We start from the raw sequence: 19,774 nt of genomic DNA, 5'->3' as shown, positions 1-19,774 counted from the left end.
TATGCTGAACGCTAATTATGTAGACAAATCATATCAACGTGGAGGCCTCTTTTCGAAAGAGAGGAAGCAAGTGCTGACCGATGTCAGCTTTGAAGTCATGCGAGGGGAATGCCTGGGCATCATCGGGGAAAGCGGCAGCGGCAAATCGACACTGGGGCGGCTGCTGATCGGGATTGAGAAGCCGGACCGGGGAACTGTTACCCTTGATGGGGTCGATGTAGCGGAGAGGAAGCGACGAATCGGGAAGATCAGCGCGGTGTTCCAGGATTACAAATCTTCCATCAATCCATTTTTCACAGTGGAGCAGGCCATCCTTGAGCCTCTTGAACTGCAGAAGATATCAGCGGATCAGAAGACCAAAAAGGTCGACGGACTGTTGAATGAAGTAGGATTGCCTCATACATACAAGCATAAATATCCCCATGAATTGTCCGGTGGAGAGATCCAAAGGGTGTGCATCGCAAGGGCGATCTCCACGGAGCCAGCCTGCATCCTCTTTGATGAAGCCATCAGTTCCCTTGATGTGTCGGTTCAATTACAGGTATTGAATCTCTTACGGGAACTGAAAGAAACACACAGCATGACCTATGTGTTCATTACCCATGATATTCAGGCAGCCGCCTATATCTGCGACCGCATCCTCATCTTTCGCCACGGACAGGTGGATGAGATGGTGGAAACGGAACGCTTAAAAGCCGTGCAATCCGATTATGCGAACCAGCTGTTACGGGCACTAGTCACGTTTTAATCTCTTTAAATCATCAAGATGTTAGGAGGCGATATACAGTGTATGGAGCATTATCGTGGTCATTTTTACGTTTATATCTGGTAGTCCTTTGTTATTTCAGCGCCAACGCCATTTTGAATGTGCTCATCCCCCTTCAAGGAAAGGAGTGGGGAGCGAGCAACACGACGATCGGCCTGGTGATGGGGGCTTATCTATTTACGACGATGTTCTTCCGGCCCTGGGCTGGCCAGATCATTCAAAAGCACGGACCTACCCGGATCCTTCGCATCATCCTGATCCTGAACGGGCTTGCACTCGCCCTGTATACCATTTCAGGACTCGGAAGCTATCTTGTGGCCCGGATGCTGCAGGGGGTGGCGACGGCCTTCTTTTCCATGGCCATTCAGATCGGGATCATTGATGCACTGCCTGAAAAAGGCCGGTCGCAAGGCATCTCGCTTTATTCTTTATTTTCTTATATTCCAGGCATACTTGGCCCCTTATTGGCCATCGGAATCTGGCAGGAAGGAATGGATTCATTCGGTTACGTCATGATTGGGCTTGCCGTTGTGACGGGCTTATTTGGGTACACAGCCAAGTTGGAAACAAAGGAGGGTGAAGCGGTACCGGAAAAGGATGGGAAAGGCGGGAAGATGCTTGCCTCCTTCACCCAATTGGTGGAAAATCCTTTCTTATTCAAATGCAGCGTACTCATGCTTGGTTCTTCCATCATATTCGGGGCCATCACCACCTTCATCCCTCTATACGCATTACAGATGGAGAGTGGAAGTGCCGGTGTCTTTCTCATGTTGCAGGCAGCAACCGTAGTGTTTGCCCGTTTCACCTTGAGAAAACATATCCCTTCTGACGGCAAGTGGCACGCCTCCTTTGTCATGGGGACCATGCTTCTTCTCGCACTGGCAGCCCTATGCATCAGCTTCTCCCAGACGCTTGGCGGTATCCTATTCTATGGGGGAGCTGTCGGGATAGGATTGGCCCAGGCCCTGATTTATCCAACGCTCACCACGTATCTATCCTTTGTCCTACCGAAAATGGAACGGAATGTCCTTCTGGGACTTTTCATTGCCACGGCCGACTTAGGAGTTTCCCTTGGTGGAGTGGTGATGGGCCCACTCGCCGACCTCTCGTCCTACTCTTTTATGTACGGGATGTGTGCGATCCTAGGAGGGTTGATGATCCTCTTTTCTTTCAAAAGGACAATGGAGCCTAATCTGGCCAGTGAGAGAGAATCTTGTTAATCATCACCTGTATACGTATGTGTAGGGGGAACGTCTATTTACTTCATAGGAATTTTACGAAAAAACGATCAGGGGAGCAATACCTCTGATCGTTTGGTGGTATGATCTTATTCACCCCATTCATGATTCATAGAACCTCATCAATAATCTCTTCAAACGTATCACTCACACGACTTCTCTTAAGCAGGATTTCCTGATTGTCGAGGGTCACGCTTCCTCTGTGTTCATCCAGGTTGAATTTTTCTATTAAGACCGCCATCGATCCTTTGCTGCGTTTGTCGATTTCGAAATAGATGGTGGTTTCATGGTCGCCCTGCAGGATATAGACTTCGAGTTCGTCGAGCTTCCGGCTATATTTACCGAAGGATGGAGTGAATTCATATTGCTGTACGAAAGGACGGTTCGTTTTCACCCATACCGGGGTGTTCTGACTCTCCATCTGCTTGAATTTAAACCCGATGACCTTGATGGCATCCATAATATTTTCATGAACGGTTGTCGGGTCAACGGATATATAATCCCTGTCCTTTGGGTCAATAGCATTCTTGATATCGATGCCCGTATCGATCCAGACTGGTGGAACATTCTTCTGCGTTTCAGGGTGTATCATCGTGATCGGCGTATCCAGGGGAACCTTGAATGAGAACGGGATGTGCTTTTTTTCTCCCATAGAAATGGTAAAGGGCTCATTGAGCTGTTGGACTTCCACGACGGCAGGTGACAGTCGATCTCCGCCTTCATGGCCGTACATCGTCATCAGCTTCAGATCGATTGACTCGATTCGCTGATCCGTATTCCCACCTTTTATCTCTACGACTCCCTCGAGCATCTCACCCTGCCGAATATAGGCCCGCTTCACCTTCGTATCAACGGTCGCGGAACCAATCCCGATACTCGCAATCACTTTATTGAACATGGACATGTGCATTCAACCCCCTTCTTATTATCCTATCGTAGCATAGATTGTCAGTTTGAGAGGAAGGGGAAGTGTTCAAGATGTATGAACACTTCGGACAAGCATCTATGATTGTCACGCCGCCGGGATGGCGTTACGCCAATCATATTCTTCTTTCAGCCTAATGTATGAAACGCGTTTCATAGCAAGGGGAAAATGAAAATAATGAGTCATGCAGTTGGGCCAGTCATGTAAACACCTATCCTTTCATATTCATAAGAAAGACAACATAAGGAGGTGTGTCCATTTTGAATAACATGATGATACCGGCATTCATCGTGCTTCTAATCCTTATCTTTATCGTCTGTTTCTACTTTATGACAAGATACAAGCAACAGGCTGTTCAAGTCTTTACATTAGAGAGTTTCCTTCATTCGTCTAAACTGGGTGAAGACGAGGGGGGAAATAATAGCTTAATAGAAAAGGTGAATGACTTTTTTGATGGTGGGGATAGCGATGGCGATGGTGGGGATGACGGGGAGTGAAAATCCCGGTCTGTTCCTGATTCACGGTAATAGATGACAGGCACCGAATTTGCATGGATCCCTGGATAGGGCTACGTGTACATATCTAAAGAAAATTCACACAGATGCATGCTCAAAACTATATAAAATATCGAAATTTGAATACGTTCTTCTTTTCTTCGCTCTAACTAGCCAGGCTCATTATCTGCATCTTCTATTGTATTCTCTCCACCATCTTTAACAACCTGTCCAAATTGGTTGGCATTTTGACCACCTTTATCCGCGATCTGTCCGCCTTGGCTTGCATTCTCTCCATCTTTTCCAGTCAGGTTCTGAGACCCTTCCGATGCGGTTTGTTCAACACCGGCATTGCAAATATTCAATACATTCGTGAGTGATTGTGAGCTTGTCCTATTATTTATTGTTTTCACTCTCTCAAAAGAACCTCAGAGGTTTTTATATCGCAAAAAAAGAAGGAACTCTTCTTCTAGTTAATAGAGCGCATTGGAGAGTGAATAGAGCCAACCGCGCTTTACCGATTCATTCATGAGTTTACCCATCAACCATCTGTGATTGCTCGGTATGTTTATAACGTTATTCCTTCGTTCTACTTTAACGACTTGGGGGTCTTCGCAAAGACGGAAACCCTCCTCTCCACATCTTTCTGCCTTTTTACCCCCCTCATTCTATGGTAAATTTAAAAGAATAGTAGTTTCACTTTTTCGAATAATAAAATACTATTTTGCAGCAACCATGGAGGCGCTATGTTTTTCTCACTTCGCAACCGATTATTTATGATTTTCACCTTGCTACTGACCTTTCCTTTTCTAGTTCTGTCGATCCTGATTCCCAACTGGTTTACGTCCATCATGGAAGAACGTACGACGAGTTCGACGATTGAAATGATGGAGCAATATTCGTTGTATATAGATTCGATTACGTCACAGGCAGAGGATTTAGGAAAGCAGGTACTGGTGAACCCTACGACTCAGGAATGGATCAAGTCCGAAGAGAATGACAGGGAGGCAACGGGTGCCGAACGTCTTCTGATGAAGAACCAGTTGAAGGCGGAGTTATCCTCGATGATGATCAACAATTCCAAGTCGATGTCCGTATCGGTTTACCTCAACGATGGGACTGGGACTGCCGGGAATCTTCCTCCTCTAGAGAAAACGATTTGGTTCAATGATTTCTATAAAGACGATCAGCGTTGGCTTCGGTCTCATAATGATCTGATAGCGGATCAGGTGAATAGTTACCTTCTTCCACTCTTTGATATCAATACGCTTGATTTATCCGGGGTGATCAAGGTGAACTTCCCATCGTCCCTCCTAGAGAAAGCATTAAGCAAGATCAAGCTGGGGGAGAACGGGAGAGTCTATCTCCTGGACAGCCACGGCAGAAATGTGTTGACCGGAAGCATCGATACACCAGAGAATGTGGTAAAAGAAAGCTTAAAGACCATAAAGACGGAGCCAAAAAGCTCAGGATTAATAGAGGTCCCTTTCGAGAAGGAAGAGTATATGCTCTTCTATCAGAAGGCAAGGGTGGGGGAATGGGTGCTTGTCAGTGAAATTACCAAGTCCGAATTGTTCTCTCAGATTAATGAGCTTCAGAGGAACCTCCTTTTGACGAGTGGATGGATCTTCTTATTGACGATCATGGCGTCTTACCTCCTTTCTTCTACCATCGTAAAGCCTTTAGGGAAATTGACCGGTGCCATGAAGCTGGTGGAAAAGGGAGATTTTAAGAAAGCCAAGCAATTGATCCCTTCCATTAAGACAGCAAATGATGAGATTGGCTATGTGGTGGATGTGTTCGGCCAGACGACCAACCGCCTGGACACTCTGATTGAAACGGAATATGAAGCCAATATACGCAGGCGGGATGCGGAATACAAAGCGCTACTCCTGCAAATCAATCCCCATTTCCTCAATAATACCCTAGAGACCATCGGTGGACTCGCAGCTCAAGGGAAGAACAAAGAGGTGATTGATGTCACGATCCATTTAGGGAGGATCATGAGATATTCCCTCAATACGGAATCGAACATGGTGACCCTCGGGGAAGAAATGACCTATATACGGAGATTTATGGAAATTTTGAAGCTGCGCTATGAAGAGGCTCTCTCCGTTTCCATTGAGGAAGATCCTAAAGCCTCTACGCTCCCGATCATTAAGTTTGTCATCCAGCCACTCGTAGAGAATTCTGTGAAATATAGCTTCATAAAGAAGACGGAGGCTGTTCTTCGCATTTCGACGAAGAAAATGGATGACTGGGTGGAGATTGTGATTGAGGACAATGGAATCGGGATCCCTGAGTCCATCGTGGAAGAGTTGAAGTTTGACCTGGGCCGTCACGAATCGCGGCATGTGTTGGAAAGCAAAGGACGCAGCATCGGGCTTAAAAATGTCCTAGGGCGTTTGAAGCTGTATTACGGAGAGAATTTTACCTATCACATTACATCAGAAGAGAATCAAGGCACAACCATTGTCTTATGCATAAAAAGTGGAGAGGGGGATCTTCATGCTGAAGGTGATTCTGGTCGATGATGAAATTCAAATTCGTAAAGGGTTGAAGTGGAAAGTGGACTGGGAAGAAGAAGGCTTTGTTATTGCCGGTGAAGCCTCGAATGGCAAGGAAGCGTTACAGGTTATAGAAGAGGTGATGCCTGATCTTGTCCTAACCGATGTCAGGATGCCAGTCTTAGATGGGATGCAGCTTGTGAAAGTGCTATCGGGTAAGGATCCAGATATCAAGGTGATCGTCCTGTCGGGATACGCGGATTTCGAGTATGTACGTTCCTCTTTGGTCGAAGGAGTGAAGGATTATCTGCTTAAGCCCGTCGATCCCGAGGAATTGACGGCTGCCCTCAGGAAAAGCAAGGGCGAGATTGAAGCGGAGAAGCAGAGAAGGATGGAAACGGACAGAATGAACCAATTCCATGCCGAGGAAATGAGGGAGCAGTACCTGCTTCATTTAGTGAAGGATGAATGGGCGGGGATGAATATTGCCGGCGAGAGACTCAGTCAGCTGAAGCTCGATGTGCTAGTAGGTGAGGACGCTGTCGTACAGTTCATCACCGTAGAGATACGAAGCAGGGAACGCGAGCAGGTAAGGGAGTTGTTTCTTCCATTCAAGATGCTTTGCAGGGAATTATCCTATGAGCATGAAGGAATCATGTCCTTCTACGACACGAGCTACCCGAATATGCTTCATTTCCTATGTCATCATTACTCAGGGGAAAATCAAGTCCCTATCTTTGTTCAGAAGCTGCAAAAGAGTGTCAGCACCTATCTGCATCTTGAAACGGTCATCGGACTGGGGAAAGTGGTCAGGGGTTTATCACAATTAAAGAACGGGTATATTTCGGCCCTTCTCTCCTGGAGCCAAAGCTCAGCTGAGGCCACGTCCCAGCTCATCGACGGGACAACGAGTAAACAGACCATCGAGTTCACTGAGGATGCTGAATGGAAGCTGTCAAACAGTATGGAGCAGGGGGAATTCGAGACCTTCAAAAAACATCTTCTGACTACTCTTGCTGAATGCGACCGGCAATCGGTGATGTCGTATTCCTTTGCAGCGAGCCGGGTGCTCTTCATGCTGGGATCCATGGCAAGAAAATATGATCTGTACACTGATGACATGAAGAAGAATCTGTGGAATTGTCAACTGGGTATATGGGAACTGACGTCCCGGGAGCGGGTCAAAGGCGAACTGCTAGAGCTAGCAAGAATGATTGCGGAAAAGGTGAGTGAAACCCGTCATTCCTCTAATGGAACGGCCATCGTGGAAAATGTAAGGCAGTACATGGACAGGCATTACGCCAATGAAATTTCACTCACCTCCCTTGCCGATCAATTCCATATCAACTCGGCCTATTTATCGGAGATGTTCAAAGAACTGGTAGGGCAGAATTTCAGTGATTATCTCGTGAACCTTCGAATGGACAAAGCCCGTTCCCTGTTGATGGATGAACAGTTAAAGATCATCGAGATTGCCCATCTTGTCGGCTATTCCAATTCAGGCTATTTCAGCACTGTGTTCAAGAAGCGTTTTGGACAAAAGCCACTTGATTACCGGAAATCCATGACAGTGGATAAGGGGGAGGCACGATGAAGGATAAATTAACCGTCATCTATGTACTGGCGGCGATACTCATGGTGACAGCCGGGATCTACAGCATCTTCTATTTCACCTCCTTCCAGGAAACGAGCAGGGAGAAGGCTGGTGGAAAACTGGATGAACAAGCCGAGATCCACCTGACATTCTGGAGAAACAGAGGGACAGAACTTGAAAATCAAGCGTATGAAGAGCTGGTGGCTGACTTCAATAAAGAGCATCCCACGATCGAAGTGGAGATGGTCCCTGTCCCATATGGGGATTATGAGTTGAAGCTTAGAACCGAGATGGCTGCGGGTGATCCTCCTGATATTTTGACGATCGATACGCCGACCCTCGCCCTTTATGCCAGTGCGGGTGGTCTGATGTCCCTCGACGATTATATGAGACAAGAAGGCCATATTGAGGATCTCGCATCCCCTACGTTGAAGGGGATCACATATGAGGATGAAATCTACTTATCACCGATTGCAGAATCGAGTGTCGCCCTTTTTTATAATATTCATTTGTTCCAAAAAGCAGGGGTGCCCCTCCCTTCCAAAAATCCACATGATCCGATGACATGGGATGAGGTCCTCGAGGCAGCTAAGAAAATTTCTGCTTTATCACCTGACATCACGGGGATCGACCCAGCTCAGGGATTCCCGGATGGGGAGTCGCCTTCCTACTTCAAGATGCCTATTCTTTGGCAATTTGGAGGAGATGTATTGGATCCGGGAAATCAGACAGCCAGTGGATATTTGAACTCCCCGGCTTCACTGAAAGCCCTCCAGTTTTATCAGAATCTATATCAGAAACACCGGGTGGCCAAGGTCGAACTCCCCCAGGAAGCATTGGAGACCGATAAGCTTGGCATGACGGTCCTCGGTTCCTGGATGGTGGAGAGTCTCAGTATGATGAATCCTGATTTCCGGCTGGGTGAGGATTTCGGGATTACCGCCCTGCCGAAAGGGAGCGAGCAGGCGGTTCCAAACGGTGGGTGGTCCCTCGGTATTTCGTCTGAAACCGACTATCCCGATGAAGCATGGGAGTTTATCCGTTATGTCACCAGCTTTGAAGGTGCAAAGAAGTATGTGGATATCACCGGGGATGTTCCGGCGCGTTATTCCGTTGCAGAAGCCTTTCCTGAGTTCAATGAGTACCCGAAGAATATTTTCGTGGAACAGGCACAAAAGTACTCCAGGAATAGACCGATTACTCCAGCCTATCCTGTCGTGAGTGATGCGGTCAAAACTCTATTTGAAGACGTGGGAATCGGAGGGAAGGATGTCAAAACTTCGGCAGAAGAGGCGGTAAAAAAGATTAATGAAGAACTGAATGATTTGGAATAGAAACCTTTGGCAGCTGCCAGAGGTTTTTTTGTGCAGTAAACTTCCAAAATATTTAAACTGTTTTATCCGAAAATAGTAAACGTTTTCATTCTTGGAATCTAGTAAAGTGAACTCAACAGACATCCTCACCGAAATGGGCGGGTCATTGTTTCTAAACAACTTGATTTTTATAAAGGGGGTCAAAAGATTGCAAGAACTTGCCAAGGCAGATACACCCGTTATATCGGAAACAAAGAAAAATACGAAACTCAAAACCAAGCTCCATTATATGAAGAAAAACTATATTCTCTATTTGTTTCTTGCACCGGCCATCATTCTTACGATCATTTTCAAGTATGTTCCCATGTATGGGGCATCCATCGCATTTAAGGATTTCAGTCCCATCAGGGGGATCAATGGCAGTGAATGGGTGGGATTCAAGCACTTTACGGACTTTTTATCGTCTCCGAATTTCATGGATATCCTGGTCAATACTCTGAAATTAAGTTCCTTTGAGCTTCTGATTGGGTTTCCGATCCCGATCATACTTGCACTCATGCTGAATCAGCTCCGAAAAGCAGGCGTAAAGAAGAATTTTCAACTCATCCTTTATGCACCACATTTTATCTCGGTCGTTGTCATCTCGGGGATGGTCTTTCTCTTCCTATCACCTACGGGACCCATTAATGCGATGTTGTCGGTATTTACGGATAAGCCGATTTCGTTCATGTCTGATCCCGATGCCTTCAGAAGCATCTATATCTGGTCAGGGGTTTGGCAGGGCGCAGGGTGGGCATCGATCATCTATGTGGCGGCACTCGCCAATGTGGATCCCCAGCTTCACGATGCAGCAACCGTAGATGGGGCGTCCCTGCTGCAACGCATCTGGCACATCGATCTTCCGACGCTGAAGCCTGTGATGGCGGTCCTGTTCATCCTGGCAGCAGGAGGCATCATGGCCATCGGATTTGAGAAAGCCTATCTGTTACAGACGTCTATGAACCTGCCAACCTCGGAAATCATTTCGACCTATGTATATAAGCGTGGGCTACAGGCCGGTGACTATTCATTCGCCACGGCAGTGGGATTGTTCAATGCCGTCATCAATGTCATCTTGTTGGTATTCGTCAACCGGGTGGTCAAGAAATTAAACGAAGGCGAAGGTCTTTTATAGAAAGGGGGAAACGAGGTGTACCAATACACCAGGTCAGATAAATTCATTCTTTTCATCAACAAAATCCTGCTTGGGGGAATCGTGATCATCGTTCTGTTCCCGTTGATATACGTTCTACTATCATCGGTTCTTGAGCCGAATGTTCTGGTCAAAAAGGGATTATTCATCAGCGGGTCGGATTGGACGCTCGAAGGATATAAACGGATCTTCGAGGACGGGACCATCGTCAAAGGATTCATCAACTCGATTCTCTATTCTGCCGGGTTCACCCTCATCACCGTGTGTGTATGCATCTTTGCCGGGTATTCCCTCTCGGCTGAAGGGCTTGTCGGACGAAAGTTCATTATGGTGTTCTTTCTCATCACCATGTTCTTCAACGGAGGATTAATCCCGACGTATATGGTTGTGAAGGACTTAGGGATGCTGAACACGATTTGGGCGATCATCCTTCCCAATGCCATCAACGTCTGGTTCATCATCCTGGCGAGAACGTATTTCAAATCGATTCCGAATGAGTTGAAGGAAGCAGCACGAATCGACGGTGCATCGGAGTTCAAGATTTTCTTGAACATCGTGTTTCCGTTGTCAAAGCCGATTATCTTTGTCATCGCGCTCTATGCGTTCATCGCGCAATGGAATTCGTATTTCGATGCGATGATCTATCTTGAGGACCGGGATTTGTACCCGTTACAGCTCGTCCTGCGCTCGATCCTTATCCAGAATGAGGTGCAACCGGGAATGATCGCTGATCAGCAGGCTGCCGCAGAACTGCAAAGAATTTCAGAGATGATCAAGTATTCATCCATCGTATTAGCAAGCTTACCGCTGATCATTATGTATCCATTCTTCCAGAAATACTTTGAAAAAGGTGTTATGGTGGGATCTTTAAAATAATCAACTTATTAACAATGGGGGTTTAAAAATGGGTAAAAAGGTGAACACAATGTCGGCGCTTCTGATATCAGGTATGCTGCTTGCAGCCGGGTGCAGCAACAACAGTGAAAGTGCTTCTTCTGAGAATTATGAACTGGAAAATGTGAAGTTTCCTTTAGAGGAACAGGTGACGCTTAAGATGATGACATCCAGCTCACCACTTGCTCCGGATGATCCAAATGAAAAGCTGATCTTCAAAAGGCTCCAGGAAGAAACAGGAGTGAAGATCGACTGGACCAATTATACAGCGGGGGAAACCTTCAATGAAAAACGGAATCTCGCTGTCGCTAGTGGGGAGCTTCCAGACGCGATTATGAATGCAGGATACAGTGACTATGAGCTGTTAAAGCTTGCGAAGGATGGAGCGGTCGTTCCTGTTGAGGATTTGATTGATAAGCATATGCCCAACCTGAAAAAGGTCTTGGAAGATGCCCCTGAATATCGATCGATGATGACGGCACCGGATGGACACATCTATTCCTTCCCTTGGATTGAAGAGCTTGGTTCAGGGAAAGAAAGTATCCACTCCGTCGATGACTTCCCTTGGATCAATGTCGAATGGCTGAATAAACTGGGGCTTGAGATGCCGAAAACAACCGATGAACTAAAAGAAGTCCTGAAAGCATTCAAGACGCAGGATCCAAACGGAAATGGTGAGGCCGATGAGATTCCGATGTCCTTCATCATCAATCATGGTGGTGAAGATGTGTCCTTCTTATTTGGCTCGTTTGGATTAGGGGAAAACTGGGATCACACCGTCGTCACGAATGATGGAGAAGTAAAGCTGACGGCAGCCGATGAAGGGTATAAGGATGCCATCAATTATTTGAATGAGTTATATAAAGAAGACTTGATCGACGTAGAAGCTTTTGAACAGGATTGGAACACCTACCTGTCGAAAGGAAAAGAAGGTCGCTACGGAATGTACTTCACATGGGATAAAGCCAACATCACGGGTATGAACGATCAATACGACCTCATGCCTGCCCTTGAAGGACCGGATGGAACGAAGAATGTGACAAGAACGAACGGCATGGGATTTGACCGGAACCGAATGGTCATCACGAGTGCTAACGAGAACCTTGAATTGACGGCGAAATGGATTGATCAGTTCTATAACCCCCTCCAATCGGTTCAAAATAACTGGGGAACCTACGGGGATGACAAACAGCAAAACATCTTCGAAATGGATAGTGCAAGCCATTCATTAAAGCATCTTCCATTAGAGGGAACGGCTCCTGTAGAGCTCAGGGAAAAAACATCCGTCGGCGGTCCACTGGCAATCTTGGACGAATACTATGGAACCGTGACGACGAAACCGGATGATGCTGCCTGGAGACTGGGGCTCATGAAGGATGTCATGGTACCGGATATGAAGGCGGAAAACATCTATCCAAAAGTATTCTTCTCCCTTGAGGAATTAGATAAGCTTTCGAAAATCGAGACCGATTTGCTTGCTTATGTGAAGCGTAAAAAGGCGGAATGGATCACCAACGGGAAAGCCGATGAAGAATGGGCGGATTACTTGAAAGAACTCGATCGCCTCGGATTACAGGAATGGCTGAAAATCAAGCAGGATGGATATGACCGAAACCAATCATAATCAAATTCCGGCTGTACCTTGCTCAGGCAATCGTGCAGCCTTTTGAAAGCAAAGGAGGATCCTTATGACGAACAATTATCAAGAAAAAACAACCTTATATTCAGAAACCTATCGTCCGCAATTTCATTTTTCCCCGAAGGAAAAGTGGCTGAATGATCCGAATGGGATGGTCTACTTCGAAGGGGAATATCATCTCTTCTTTCAATATCATCCACATGGAACCACGTGGGGACCAATGCACTGGGGGCATGCGGTGAGTCGTGATTTAATTCATTGGGAGGAGCTGTCGATCGCACTTTATCCTGACGAGCATGGTGCTATTTTCTCTGGAAGTGCCGTGGTGGATTGGAAGAATACATCAGGTTTCTTTAAAGGGGAGAAAGGCGGGCTGGTCGCCATTTATACAAATGCGGACACATATCCGGATTCCAATCGTCCAAGGCAGAGACAAAGCCTTGCCTATAGCCATGATCATGGCAGGACGTGGGAGACATACGAGGGAAATCCTGTCCTATCAGATGAAGACATTACCGATTACCGGGATCCCAAAGTATTTTGGCATGAGGAATCTAAACGTTGGGTAATGGTGCTGGCGACGGGTCAAACGATTACCATTTATACGTCCCCTAACTTGATTGACTGGGAGTTTGCCAGTGAATTTGGTCAGGACGAAGGGGCCGATTCCGGAGTATGGGAATGCCCGGATCTGTTTCCACTCATGGTCGACGGGACTCCCGATCATGTGAAATGGGTGATGCTGGTGAGCATCGGTGACAACCCCGATCTCAAGGAAGGTTCAAGGACCCAGTACTTTGTTGGGGAATTTGACGGCAAGACGTTTATCAACCATCATGATGGGGACACCATCCTCTGGCTTGATCACGGAAGGGACAATTATGCCGGAGTGAGCTGGTCCGACATCTCTGAAAAGGACGGAAGACGGATCTATCTTGGATGGATGAACAACTGGAGATATGCAAACCAGGTTCCGACTGAAACGTGGAGAGGAGCCATGACCTTGCCTAGAGAAATGACCTTGATTTCTACGGAAGATGGGTTTCAACTTATACAAAAACCTGTATCCGAAATGAATAGAATCAGAAAAGAACCAAAGGTCAACAAGGCAATAGTGCTAACAGAAGAAGCATACTCAATTGATATAAATCATGAATTAATGGAAGTAAATCTGGTTGTAACGTTGGAAGAGGCAAAGGAGTTCAGGCTGGCTATCCACCATTCATCAGATGAGAAAACCAGTATTCGGTACGATCGAATCACCCACATGTTATCGGTCGATCGGACTCAGTCAGGAGAAAACGGGTTTTCGGATTCGTTTCCCGGAATATCCGAGTGCTCTGTGGAATTAATGGACGATAAGCTCATCCTTCAGCTATTCCTGGACGCTTCTTCCTTGGAGTTATTCGCACAGGGAGGCAGGAGAGCATTAACCAATCTGATCTTCCCACGAGGAACGAATCACACCCTTTCCCTCACTGCCCTTGGAGGGGGTGCCCAGGTTGAAGAGCTTTCGGTTACGGAGCTTTCATCTATCTGGGGCAAGGGAGTTTGAGAACATGAATGAACCTTCAATCCTGTGCATCGGTGAACTGCTCATCGATTTCTTTTGTACAGATATCGATACCGACTTGGTTCAGGGACAACACTTTTCAAAGGAAGCAGGAGGGGCTCCCGCCAATGTGTGCGCGATCATCACCATACTTGGGGGACGCGCCAGATTCCTGAGCAAGGTTGGAAATGATCCGTTCGGCCTTTTCTTGAGACAGACCATGATGGATCTTACCATTGATGATTCTTCCATTCTTCTTGATGAGCATCATCCTACGACTCTAGCGTTTGTGTCATTGAAAGAAGATGGGGAAAGAGATTTCGTGTTTAATCGAGGGGCAGATGCCTATCTGAACAGGGAAGAACTTCATGAAAGCAATTGGAGAGAATCTTCAATCATTCACTTCGGATCCGCCACTGCCTTACTGGATGATCCCTTCAAGTCGGCATACGTATCCTTCATCCAAACCGTCAAAGAAGCAGGGAAATTCATCTCCTTTGACCCGAACTTTCGAAGAGATTTATGGAAAGGGAGAGAGCGGGACTTTATTGGGTTGGCAGAGCATTGCATCAGTCAAGCTAACTTCGTCAAGGTAAGCGAAGAGGAATGTAAGATCATTTCGGGATTCTCCCAACTATCAGATGGAATCGAATATTTTCATAGAATGGGAGCCCATACCGTAGCCGTCACCCTGGGGAGGGATGGAACAATGGTTTCAAACGGAAAAGAATCATGTATCGTCCCAAGCATCCCCGTTCATTCCGTCGATTCAACAGGGGCAGGCGATGCATTTGTTGGGGCGACCCTGCATCAATTCAGTCACTATCAGGATCCGAAAGCCCTCCTGGAGGATTTCGAAGAATTAAAGAACGTCATTTCAACCAGCAATCGCGTGGGGGCAACTGTTTGTACAAAAATGGGGGCGATCAGCGCGATTAGGGAAATAAAGGGATGGACTTTTCATTCTAGTTAAACAGATATATACAAGCGCATTGGAGAGTATTTTCACTTTCCAATGCGCTTGTTTTGTTAGGGTGAGAATTAATCCAGGCAGTGCTTGACTTATGTAAGATGACAGAGATTCTAAGGTGATAACCATTAAATACTTCGAGGAAGCTACATATATAAAGAAAATTCGACACAAATGATCAATTGTTCAAAAAGTGGCACCATTAATTCAATTCCGGCTTAATGAATCTGGAACCGGCTCAATTATCCGGAATCCGGCTTAAAAGTTATCCAAACCGGATCGATTCTTGAGTGAAGCCTATTTTCATTGAGGAATCCATCCAAAAATACTTCCTGAAGCTCCGCGAAACATCCCATTCCCAGCCAAAACAGACAATCTAAAGGCTGATTTATCCTAAAACACTTGAATTTCATCAAAAAATTCCCGATTTCAAGGAGGCAAAATGCTGTACATCCAAGAAAAAAAGCAAGATGTATCACAAAAATATAGAAGCCTATTTCAAGGAGGAGATCACGTTGAAACGACTCGACCTTCTCTTGAGTCTCCTGTATACACCATTTAATTTCCTTTCGGTAAAAATCATTCAGTAACGACGATGTTTGATGCCGGTGGTGATATCGTTCAATGGTATATCGATATTTGCCTTTGCAATGGAATAGAAAATGGTATTCCTTGGATGGACGATTTATTCTTAGATATTGTCCTATTACCAACGGGAGAGATTATTGAAAAGGATGCGGATGAGCTTGAAGATGCTTTATCTAAGGGAATCATTAAGAAGCCTCTTTACGAGTTGGCGTTGAATGAAGTAAACACCCTTAAAGGATTCATAAGTAAGGGCAGCTTTGACTTGATAAAATGGTCACACAGCCATAAGGAAATCTTATCTAACCGTTTGAAATAGCTGTATTAAAGCATTTCTTTCTCATAAGGAATGCTTTTTATCTTGGTCTAATACAATAACAATATAATTAAATTCAATAAGTTTTTATTGTAAAACGATAAATTATAGATTAAAATGAAATTGAATTTAAATAAGCGAGGTGCTTTTGATGAAACGAGAAACACTCTTTTTAAAAATAGCTGTATTTCTTATAGGAACACCGGTTCTTGCTTTGTGTGTATTCGGGTTGCCTTGGTTAGCGAAGGATGCAGCAAAAAGTGGTTCAGAGCTTGAATATTTGCTATATGGTATCTTGATCGTGATGTACGTATCGGCGATCCCGTTTTTCGTTGCCTTGTATCAGGCGATTAGACTATTAAGCTATATTGACAAGAACAACGCGTTCTCGGAATTATCGGTCAAGGCTTTAAAGAATATAAAATATTGTGCAACCACCATCACGGTCTTGTATGTGGCCGGGATGCCGCTCTTCTTTCTCATGGGAGAGATAGACGACGCCCCAGGGGTCGTAGTGATCGGAATGATGTTTATTTTCGCTCCACTTGTGATTGCGGTATTTGCGGCAGTTCTGCAAAAGCTATTAAAAAATGCCATCGATATAAAATCAGAAAATGACTTAACGGTCTGAGGTGAAAATATGGCGATTATAATCAATATTGATGTGATGCTGGCGAAAAGGAAAATGAGCGTGACAGAGCTATCGGAGAGGGTTGGAATCACGATGGCTAACCTTTCTATATTGAAAAATGGAAAGGCAAAGGCGGTTCGATTATCCACTTTAGAGGCGATCTGTAAGGCATTGGAGTGTCAGCCTGGAGATCTTTTAGAATACCAAAGTGAGGTAGACATTCAATAATCAGGGTTTGGAGGCAAAATCATGAGAGCAATAAAACAACTCGTTCGTTTTGGTTGGGAGCAGGCCCTGTCCTGTTTGTTCCCTGTCGTCATTTTTGCCTCTTTGGCTTTGACACAAATCATCCCGCTTCCCTTCCTGCCACGTTATGACTGGCTGCTCATCGTCTGCCTCCTGATGCAGTGGGGAATGCTGCGTTCCGGGCTTGAAACACGGGATGAACTCAAGGTGATCACCTTGTTTCACCTGATTGGACTTGCCCTTGAACTTTTCAAGGTCCATATGGGCTCGTGGTCTTATCCCGGGGAAGGGTATTCCAAAGTGTTCGGGGTGCCTTTGTACAGCGGATTCATGTACGCAAGTGTAGCGAGTTATCTTTGTCAGGCATGGAGGAGGCTTAGGGTGGAACTGGTGAAGTGGCCACCGTTTTTGGTCGTTATCCCTCTTGCTGCTGCAATTTATTTGAATTTTTTCACCCACCATTACTGGATCGACGTTCGCTGGTGGTTATCGGGACTCGTTCTAATCGTCTTTTGGCAGACATGGGTCCTGTACGAGGTGGGCGGAATCCGTTACCACATGCCACTTGCCCTCTCATTTGTACTCATCGGATTTTTTATATGGATAGCTGAAAATATTGCCACGTTCTTTGGTGCCTGGGAATATCCCAACCAGACCGATGCCTGGAGTCTTGTTCATCTGGGAAAGGTGAGTTCATGGCTTTTGTTGGTGATTGTCAGCTTTCTGATTGTGGCGATGTTGAAGCAGGTGAAGGGGAAGGGTTCGGTTGGGATTGAATCGGGTCAACTTACAACCGGACGCAACCAATGAAGGTAGGAAAGATAGTTTTGAAAAAAATGGCATTTGTTATAATCCTGATACATACCATTATCTTTATCCTGTGGATCATGAACTCAGAGTACTTGTTTTCAACGGTCGGAATTATAAATTGGATTGCGTCACTAGCTATAGGGTTTCTCATTCAAAAACAGCTGGATGAAGTCATGATGATAAGAAAGATGTTGGTTATATCAAATTGTTGGATAGTGTTTTTGATTGTCATAACCGTGGGAATTTATTTCGCTGTTAGTTCAATGCCTTAACATTAAGGGATGTTTAACCGTAGATAGATTTAGGATAAATGATCTGAAGGGAGAGAGCGTGGTTACAGTCAAAGGGGAAAAAATCACTCCTTACTTGAAGAGATGATGGCATTTGTTTGGGTAAATGGAGGTAGAATCCTTCCTGGAGTGGGGAAGGGTTCTTTGTTTTGTTAAAAATGACAGTTGACAAATTCAACTGTAAATATTATTATTACAGTGTATCCAGAAATAACGAATCTACTTTTTGTGAAAACTGTTACTTTTTTTATTACAATTAAGAAGGAGTGAGTAAATATATGGTCAATCTATACCTAACACCAAGCTGCGCATCCTGCCGTAAAGCAAGAGCCTGGCTTGATGAACATTCAATCGAATATGTGGAACGTAATATGCTAACAGAACCGTTGACACCTGACGAGATCAAATCGATTCTTCGCCTGACGGAAAATGGAACAGAAGATATTATTTCCACTCAATCAAAGGCTTTCCAGGAATCAAACGTAGACATTGATTCGTTGCCACTTCAGGATTTATATACATTAATCAGAGAGAACCCGCAAATGCTGAAGCGACCCATCATCATGGATGAAAAAAGATTGCAGGTTGGTTATAACGACGAAGAAATCCGCAGCTTCCTTCCGAGAAAGGTTCGGACTTTTTCATACAAAGAATTGCAAAAAATGGCCAACTAGAAGGACGTATCCTAGCTGTGTTCTTGACTAATTAAACTGTAATATGTAAAATTACAGTGAAAGTCACAACGCAGCTTTTGATTTAGGAGGCAAGCCATGAATAGCGACTTTACTTTAGCCATTCACAGTTTAACGTACCTGGCACTGAAATCAGATCGCATGTCGACAAGCGATGCCATTTCAGAAAGTGCCGGGGTCCATCCAGTCCGCATTCGTAAAGTCCTGAGTTTGTTAAAAAAACAAGGATTTATTAGATCAAAAGAAGGAACGGGCGGAGGATTTATTTTTGTCCGGGAGTTAAGCGAGATCAATCTTTGGGATATCTATAAAATCACCTCTGAAGGCTCACTGCAGCCCAAATGCCCTGACTCTAACGAAGAGTGTGTAGTAGGAGCGAATATGAAGAGTGTTCTCTTTCACATTTTCTTAGGTGCGGAAGAACAACTGGGGGACTATTTAAAGCAATACACCATCAAAGATATTGTCGATCTGATCAATAAAGAAAAATAGTGGAAGGCTGGATGACAGCTTTCTTTTGATTTAAATGTAATAAATAACATTACAGTTAAGTCGGAATTTTTTATAAGAAGGTGAATAAGCATGATGTCAAACAATCAATCGATCTTAAAAACGGGAGACTGGATCAAGGGTGAATCACACTCAGGTGAATTAATCATCGGTTACATCGAGAACCTTGATATCCAAGGGGAAACCGTAAAAGCCAAAGTCGTTACCAGTGATAACAAAACCATTGAAGGCAAGAGCATACCCCTATTGAGCAAACGGGTGAAAAAAATCCCTGCAGCGAATGTGAAAAACAAGGGACAAATCCATTACCTGATTGATCTGGCGCTCTCAACGGGTGATAAAGAGTGGTTTTTGGAACTGACTTCCAAGTTGAATTCGATGAGGGAGCTTGCACAGGGGGCTAAGTGAATATATTGAAATGATTATGTAAGCTGAAGAGCGGAATTCTTCAGCTTTTTTTCTTGTTCATTTAGTACTCAAATGAAAACATGTTGAATTAAAAGGGAGAACGGACGTTGATTGAGGTGAGGGAGTTGGATTGATTTGAATCAATTCAAAGCTTCGTTTTTTCGACAAAAGGATCATAAAATGGAAAAGTGGTTCATAAATC

The 19,774-nt window shown here is 45.0% G+C and carries 20 protein-coding genes; 18 read left to right on the top strand and 2 right to left on the bottom strand.

The window, feature by feature from the left end; translation table 11 throughout:
- The first annotated feature begins 1 nt into the window (after position 1).
- On the top strand, positions 2 to 748 hold the full coding sequence (locus tag AC6CIB_RS07410; protein WP_498279245.1) for an ABC transporter ATP-binding protein: 747 nt from the start codon (positions 2 to 4) through the stop codon (positions 746 to 748).
- 38 nt (positions 749 to 786) lie between these two features.
- Entirely contained in the window at positions 787 to 1,986 is a 1,200-nt protein-coding gene (gene cntE, locus AC6CIB_RS07405; protein WP_498279243.1) for a staphylopine family metallophore export MFS transporter CntE, read from the top strand.
- A gap of 127 nt (positions 1,987 to 2,113) precedes the next feature.
- Here cntE and AC6CIB_RS07400 read toward each other — a convergent pair whose 3' ends face one another.
- On the bottom strand, positions 2,114 to 2,908 hold the full coding sequence (locus AC6CIB_RS07400) for a sporulation protein (RefSeq protein ID WP_498279241.1): 795 nt from the start codon (positions 2,906 to 2,908) through the stop codon (positions 2,114 to 2,116).
- 290 nt (positions 2,909 to 3,198) lie between these two features.
- Between AC6CIB_RS07400 and AC6CIB_RS07395 the strand changes: the two genes are divergently transcribed.
- Positions 3,199 to 3,426, top strand: coding sequence for a hypothetical protein (locus tag AC6CIB_RS07395; RefSeq protein WP_498280511.1), 228 nt, complete (start codon positions 3,199 to 3,201; stop codon positions 3,424 to 3,426).
- 167 nt (positions 3,427 to 3,593) lie between these two features.
- On the opposite strand, the gene AC6CIB_RS07390 is transcribed toward AC6CIB_RS07395, so the two are convergent.
- Positions 3,594 to 3,836 carry a hypothetical protein gene (locus tag AC6CIB_RS07390; RefSeq protein WP_498279239.1) on the bottom strand — a complete coding sequence of 81 codons (243 nt, stop codon included), beginning with the start codon at positions 3,834 to 3,836 and terminating at the stop codon, positions 3,594 to 3,596.
- A gap of 333 nt (positions 3,837 to 4,169) precedes the next feature.
- Between AC6CIB_RS07390 and AC6CIB_RS07385 the strand changes: the two genes are divergently transcribed.
- The 15 genes from AC6CIB_RS07385 to AC6CIB_RS07315 all read left to right on the top strand — a co-directional run bounded on the left by AC6CIB_RS07385 (position 4,170) and on the right by AC6CIB_RS07315 (position 19,572).
- Entirely contained in the window at positions 4,170 to 5,957 is a 1,788-nt protein-coding gene (locus tag AC6CIB_RS07385; protein ID WP_498279237.1) for a sensor histidine kinase, read from the top strand.
- The gene (locus AC6CIB_RS07380; protein ID WP_498279235.1) at positions 5,932 to 7,524 is read left to right on the top strand and encodes a response regulator transcription factor; all 1,593 of its coding nucleotides are present in this window, start codon (positions 5,932 to 5,934) and stop codon (positions 7,522 to 7,524) included. The genes AC6CIB_RS07385 and AC6CIB_RS07380 overlap by 26 nt, the downstream gene beginning before the upstream one ends.
- The gene (locus AC6CIB_RS07375; protein WP_498279233.1) at positions 7,521 to 8,858 is read left to right on the top strand and encodes an ABC transporter substrate-binding protein; all 1,338 of its coding nucleotides are present in this window, start codon (positions 7,521 to 7,523) and stop codon (positions 8,856 to 8,858) included. The genes AC6CIB_RS07380 and AC6CIB_RS07375 overlap by 4 nt, the downstream gene beginning before the upstream one ends.
- A 268-nt stretch (positions 8,859 to 9,126) precedes the next feature.
- Entirely contained in the window at positions 9,127 to 10,011 is an 885-nt protein-coding gene (locus AC6CIB_RS07370) for an ABC transporter permease (protein ID WP_498280509.1), read from the top strand.
- A gap of 15 nt (positions 10,012 to 10,026) precedes the next feature.
- On the top strand, positions 10,027 to 10,905 hold the full coding sequence (locus AC6CIB_RS07365) for a carbohydrate ABC transporter permease (protein ID WP_498279231.1): 879 nt from the start codon (positions 10,027 to 10,029) through the stop codon (positions 10,903 to 10,905).
- A 28-nt stretch (positions 10,906 to 10,933) separates the two neighbouring features.
- A complete protein-coding gene (locus tag AC6CIB_RS07360; RefSeq protein ID WP_498279229.1) occupies positions 10,934 to 12,547 on the top strand; it encodes an ABC transporter substrate-binding protein in 1,614 nt (537 codons plus the stop codon).
- Between the two features lie 64 nt (positions 12,548 to 12,611).
- Complete coding sequence (locus AC6CIB_RS07355; RefSeq protein WP_498279227.1) at positions 12,612 to 14,117, top strand: glycoside hydrolase family 32 protein; 1,506 nt, start codon at positions 12,612 to 12,614, stop codon at positions 14,115 to 14,117.
- A 4-nt stretch (positions 14,118 to 14,121) separates the two neighbouring features.
- A complete protein-coding gene (locus tag AC6CIB_RS07350; RefSeq protein ID WP_498279225.1) occupies positions 14,122 to 15,087 on the top strand; it encodes a carbohydrate kinase family protein in 966 nt (321 codons plus the stop codon).
- Positions 15,088 to 15,679: 592 nt separating this feature from the next.
- Positions 15,680 to 15,988: a DUF402 domain-containing protein gene (locus tag AC6CIB_RS07345; RefSeq protein ID WP_498279223.1), complete on the top strand. Its 309-nt coding sequence runs from the start codon at positions 15,680 to 15,682 to the stop codon at positions 15,986 to 15,988.
- Positions 15,989 to 16,136: 148 nt separating this feature from the next.
- Positions 16,137 to 16,616, top strand: a complete 480-nt coding sequence (locus AC6CIB_RS07340) for a DUF2975 domain-containing protein (RefSeq protein WP_498279221.1) — start codon at positions 16,137 to 16,139, stop codon at positions 16,614 to 16,616.
- Positions 16,617 to 16,625: 9 nt separating this feature from the next.
- Positions 16,626 to 16,844, top strand: a complete 219-nt coding sequence (locus AC6CIB_RS07335) for a helix-turn-helix domain-containing protein (RefSeq protein WP_498279219.1) — start codon at positions 16,626 to 16,628, stop codon at positions 16,842 to 16,844.
- A gap of 21 nt (positions 16,845 to 16,865) precedes the next feature.
- Positions 16,866 to 17,672, top strand: a complete 807-nt coding sequence (locus AC6CIB_RS07330; RefSeq protein ID WP_498279217.1) for a DUF817 domain-containing protein — start codon at positions 16,866 to 16,868, stop codon at positions 17,670 to 17,672.
- Positions 17,673 to 18,240: 568 nt separating this feature from the next.
- Complete coding sequence (spxA, locus tag AC6CIB_RS07325) at positions 18,241 to 18,636, top strand: transcriptional regulator SpxA (protein ID WP_498279215.1); 396 nt, start codon at positions 18,241 to 18,243, stop codon at positions 18,634 to 18,636.
- Positions 18,637 to 18,732: 96 nt separating this feature from the next.
- Positions 18,733 to 19,146, top strand: coding sequence for an Rrf2 family transcriptional regulator (locus tag AC6CIB_RS07320; RefSeq protein WP_498279213.1), 414 nt, complete (start codon positions 18,733 to 18,735; stop codon positions 19,144 to 19,146).
- 93 nt (positions 19,147 to 19,239) lie between these two features.
- Positions 19,240 to 19,572, top strand: a complete 333-nt coding sequence (locus AC6CIB_RS07315) for an IDEAL domain-containing protein (protein WP_498279211.1) — start codon at positions 19,240 to 19,242, stop codon at positions 19,570 to 19,572.
- Positions 19,573 to 19,774 lie beyond the last annotated feature (202 nt).

Source organism: Rossellomorea sp. GQ25, assembly GCF_059758515.1.
This window is presented reverse-complemented; position numbering and strand designations above follow the sequence as displayed.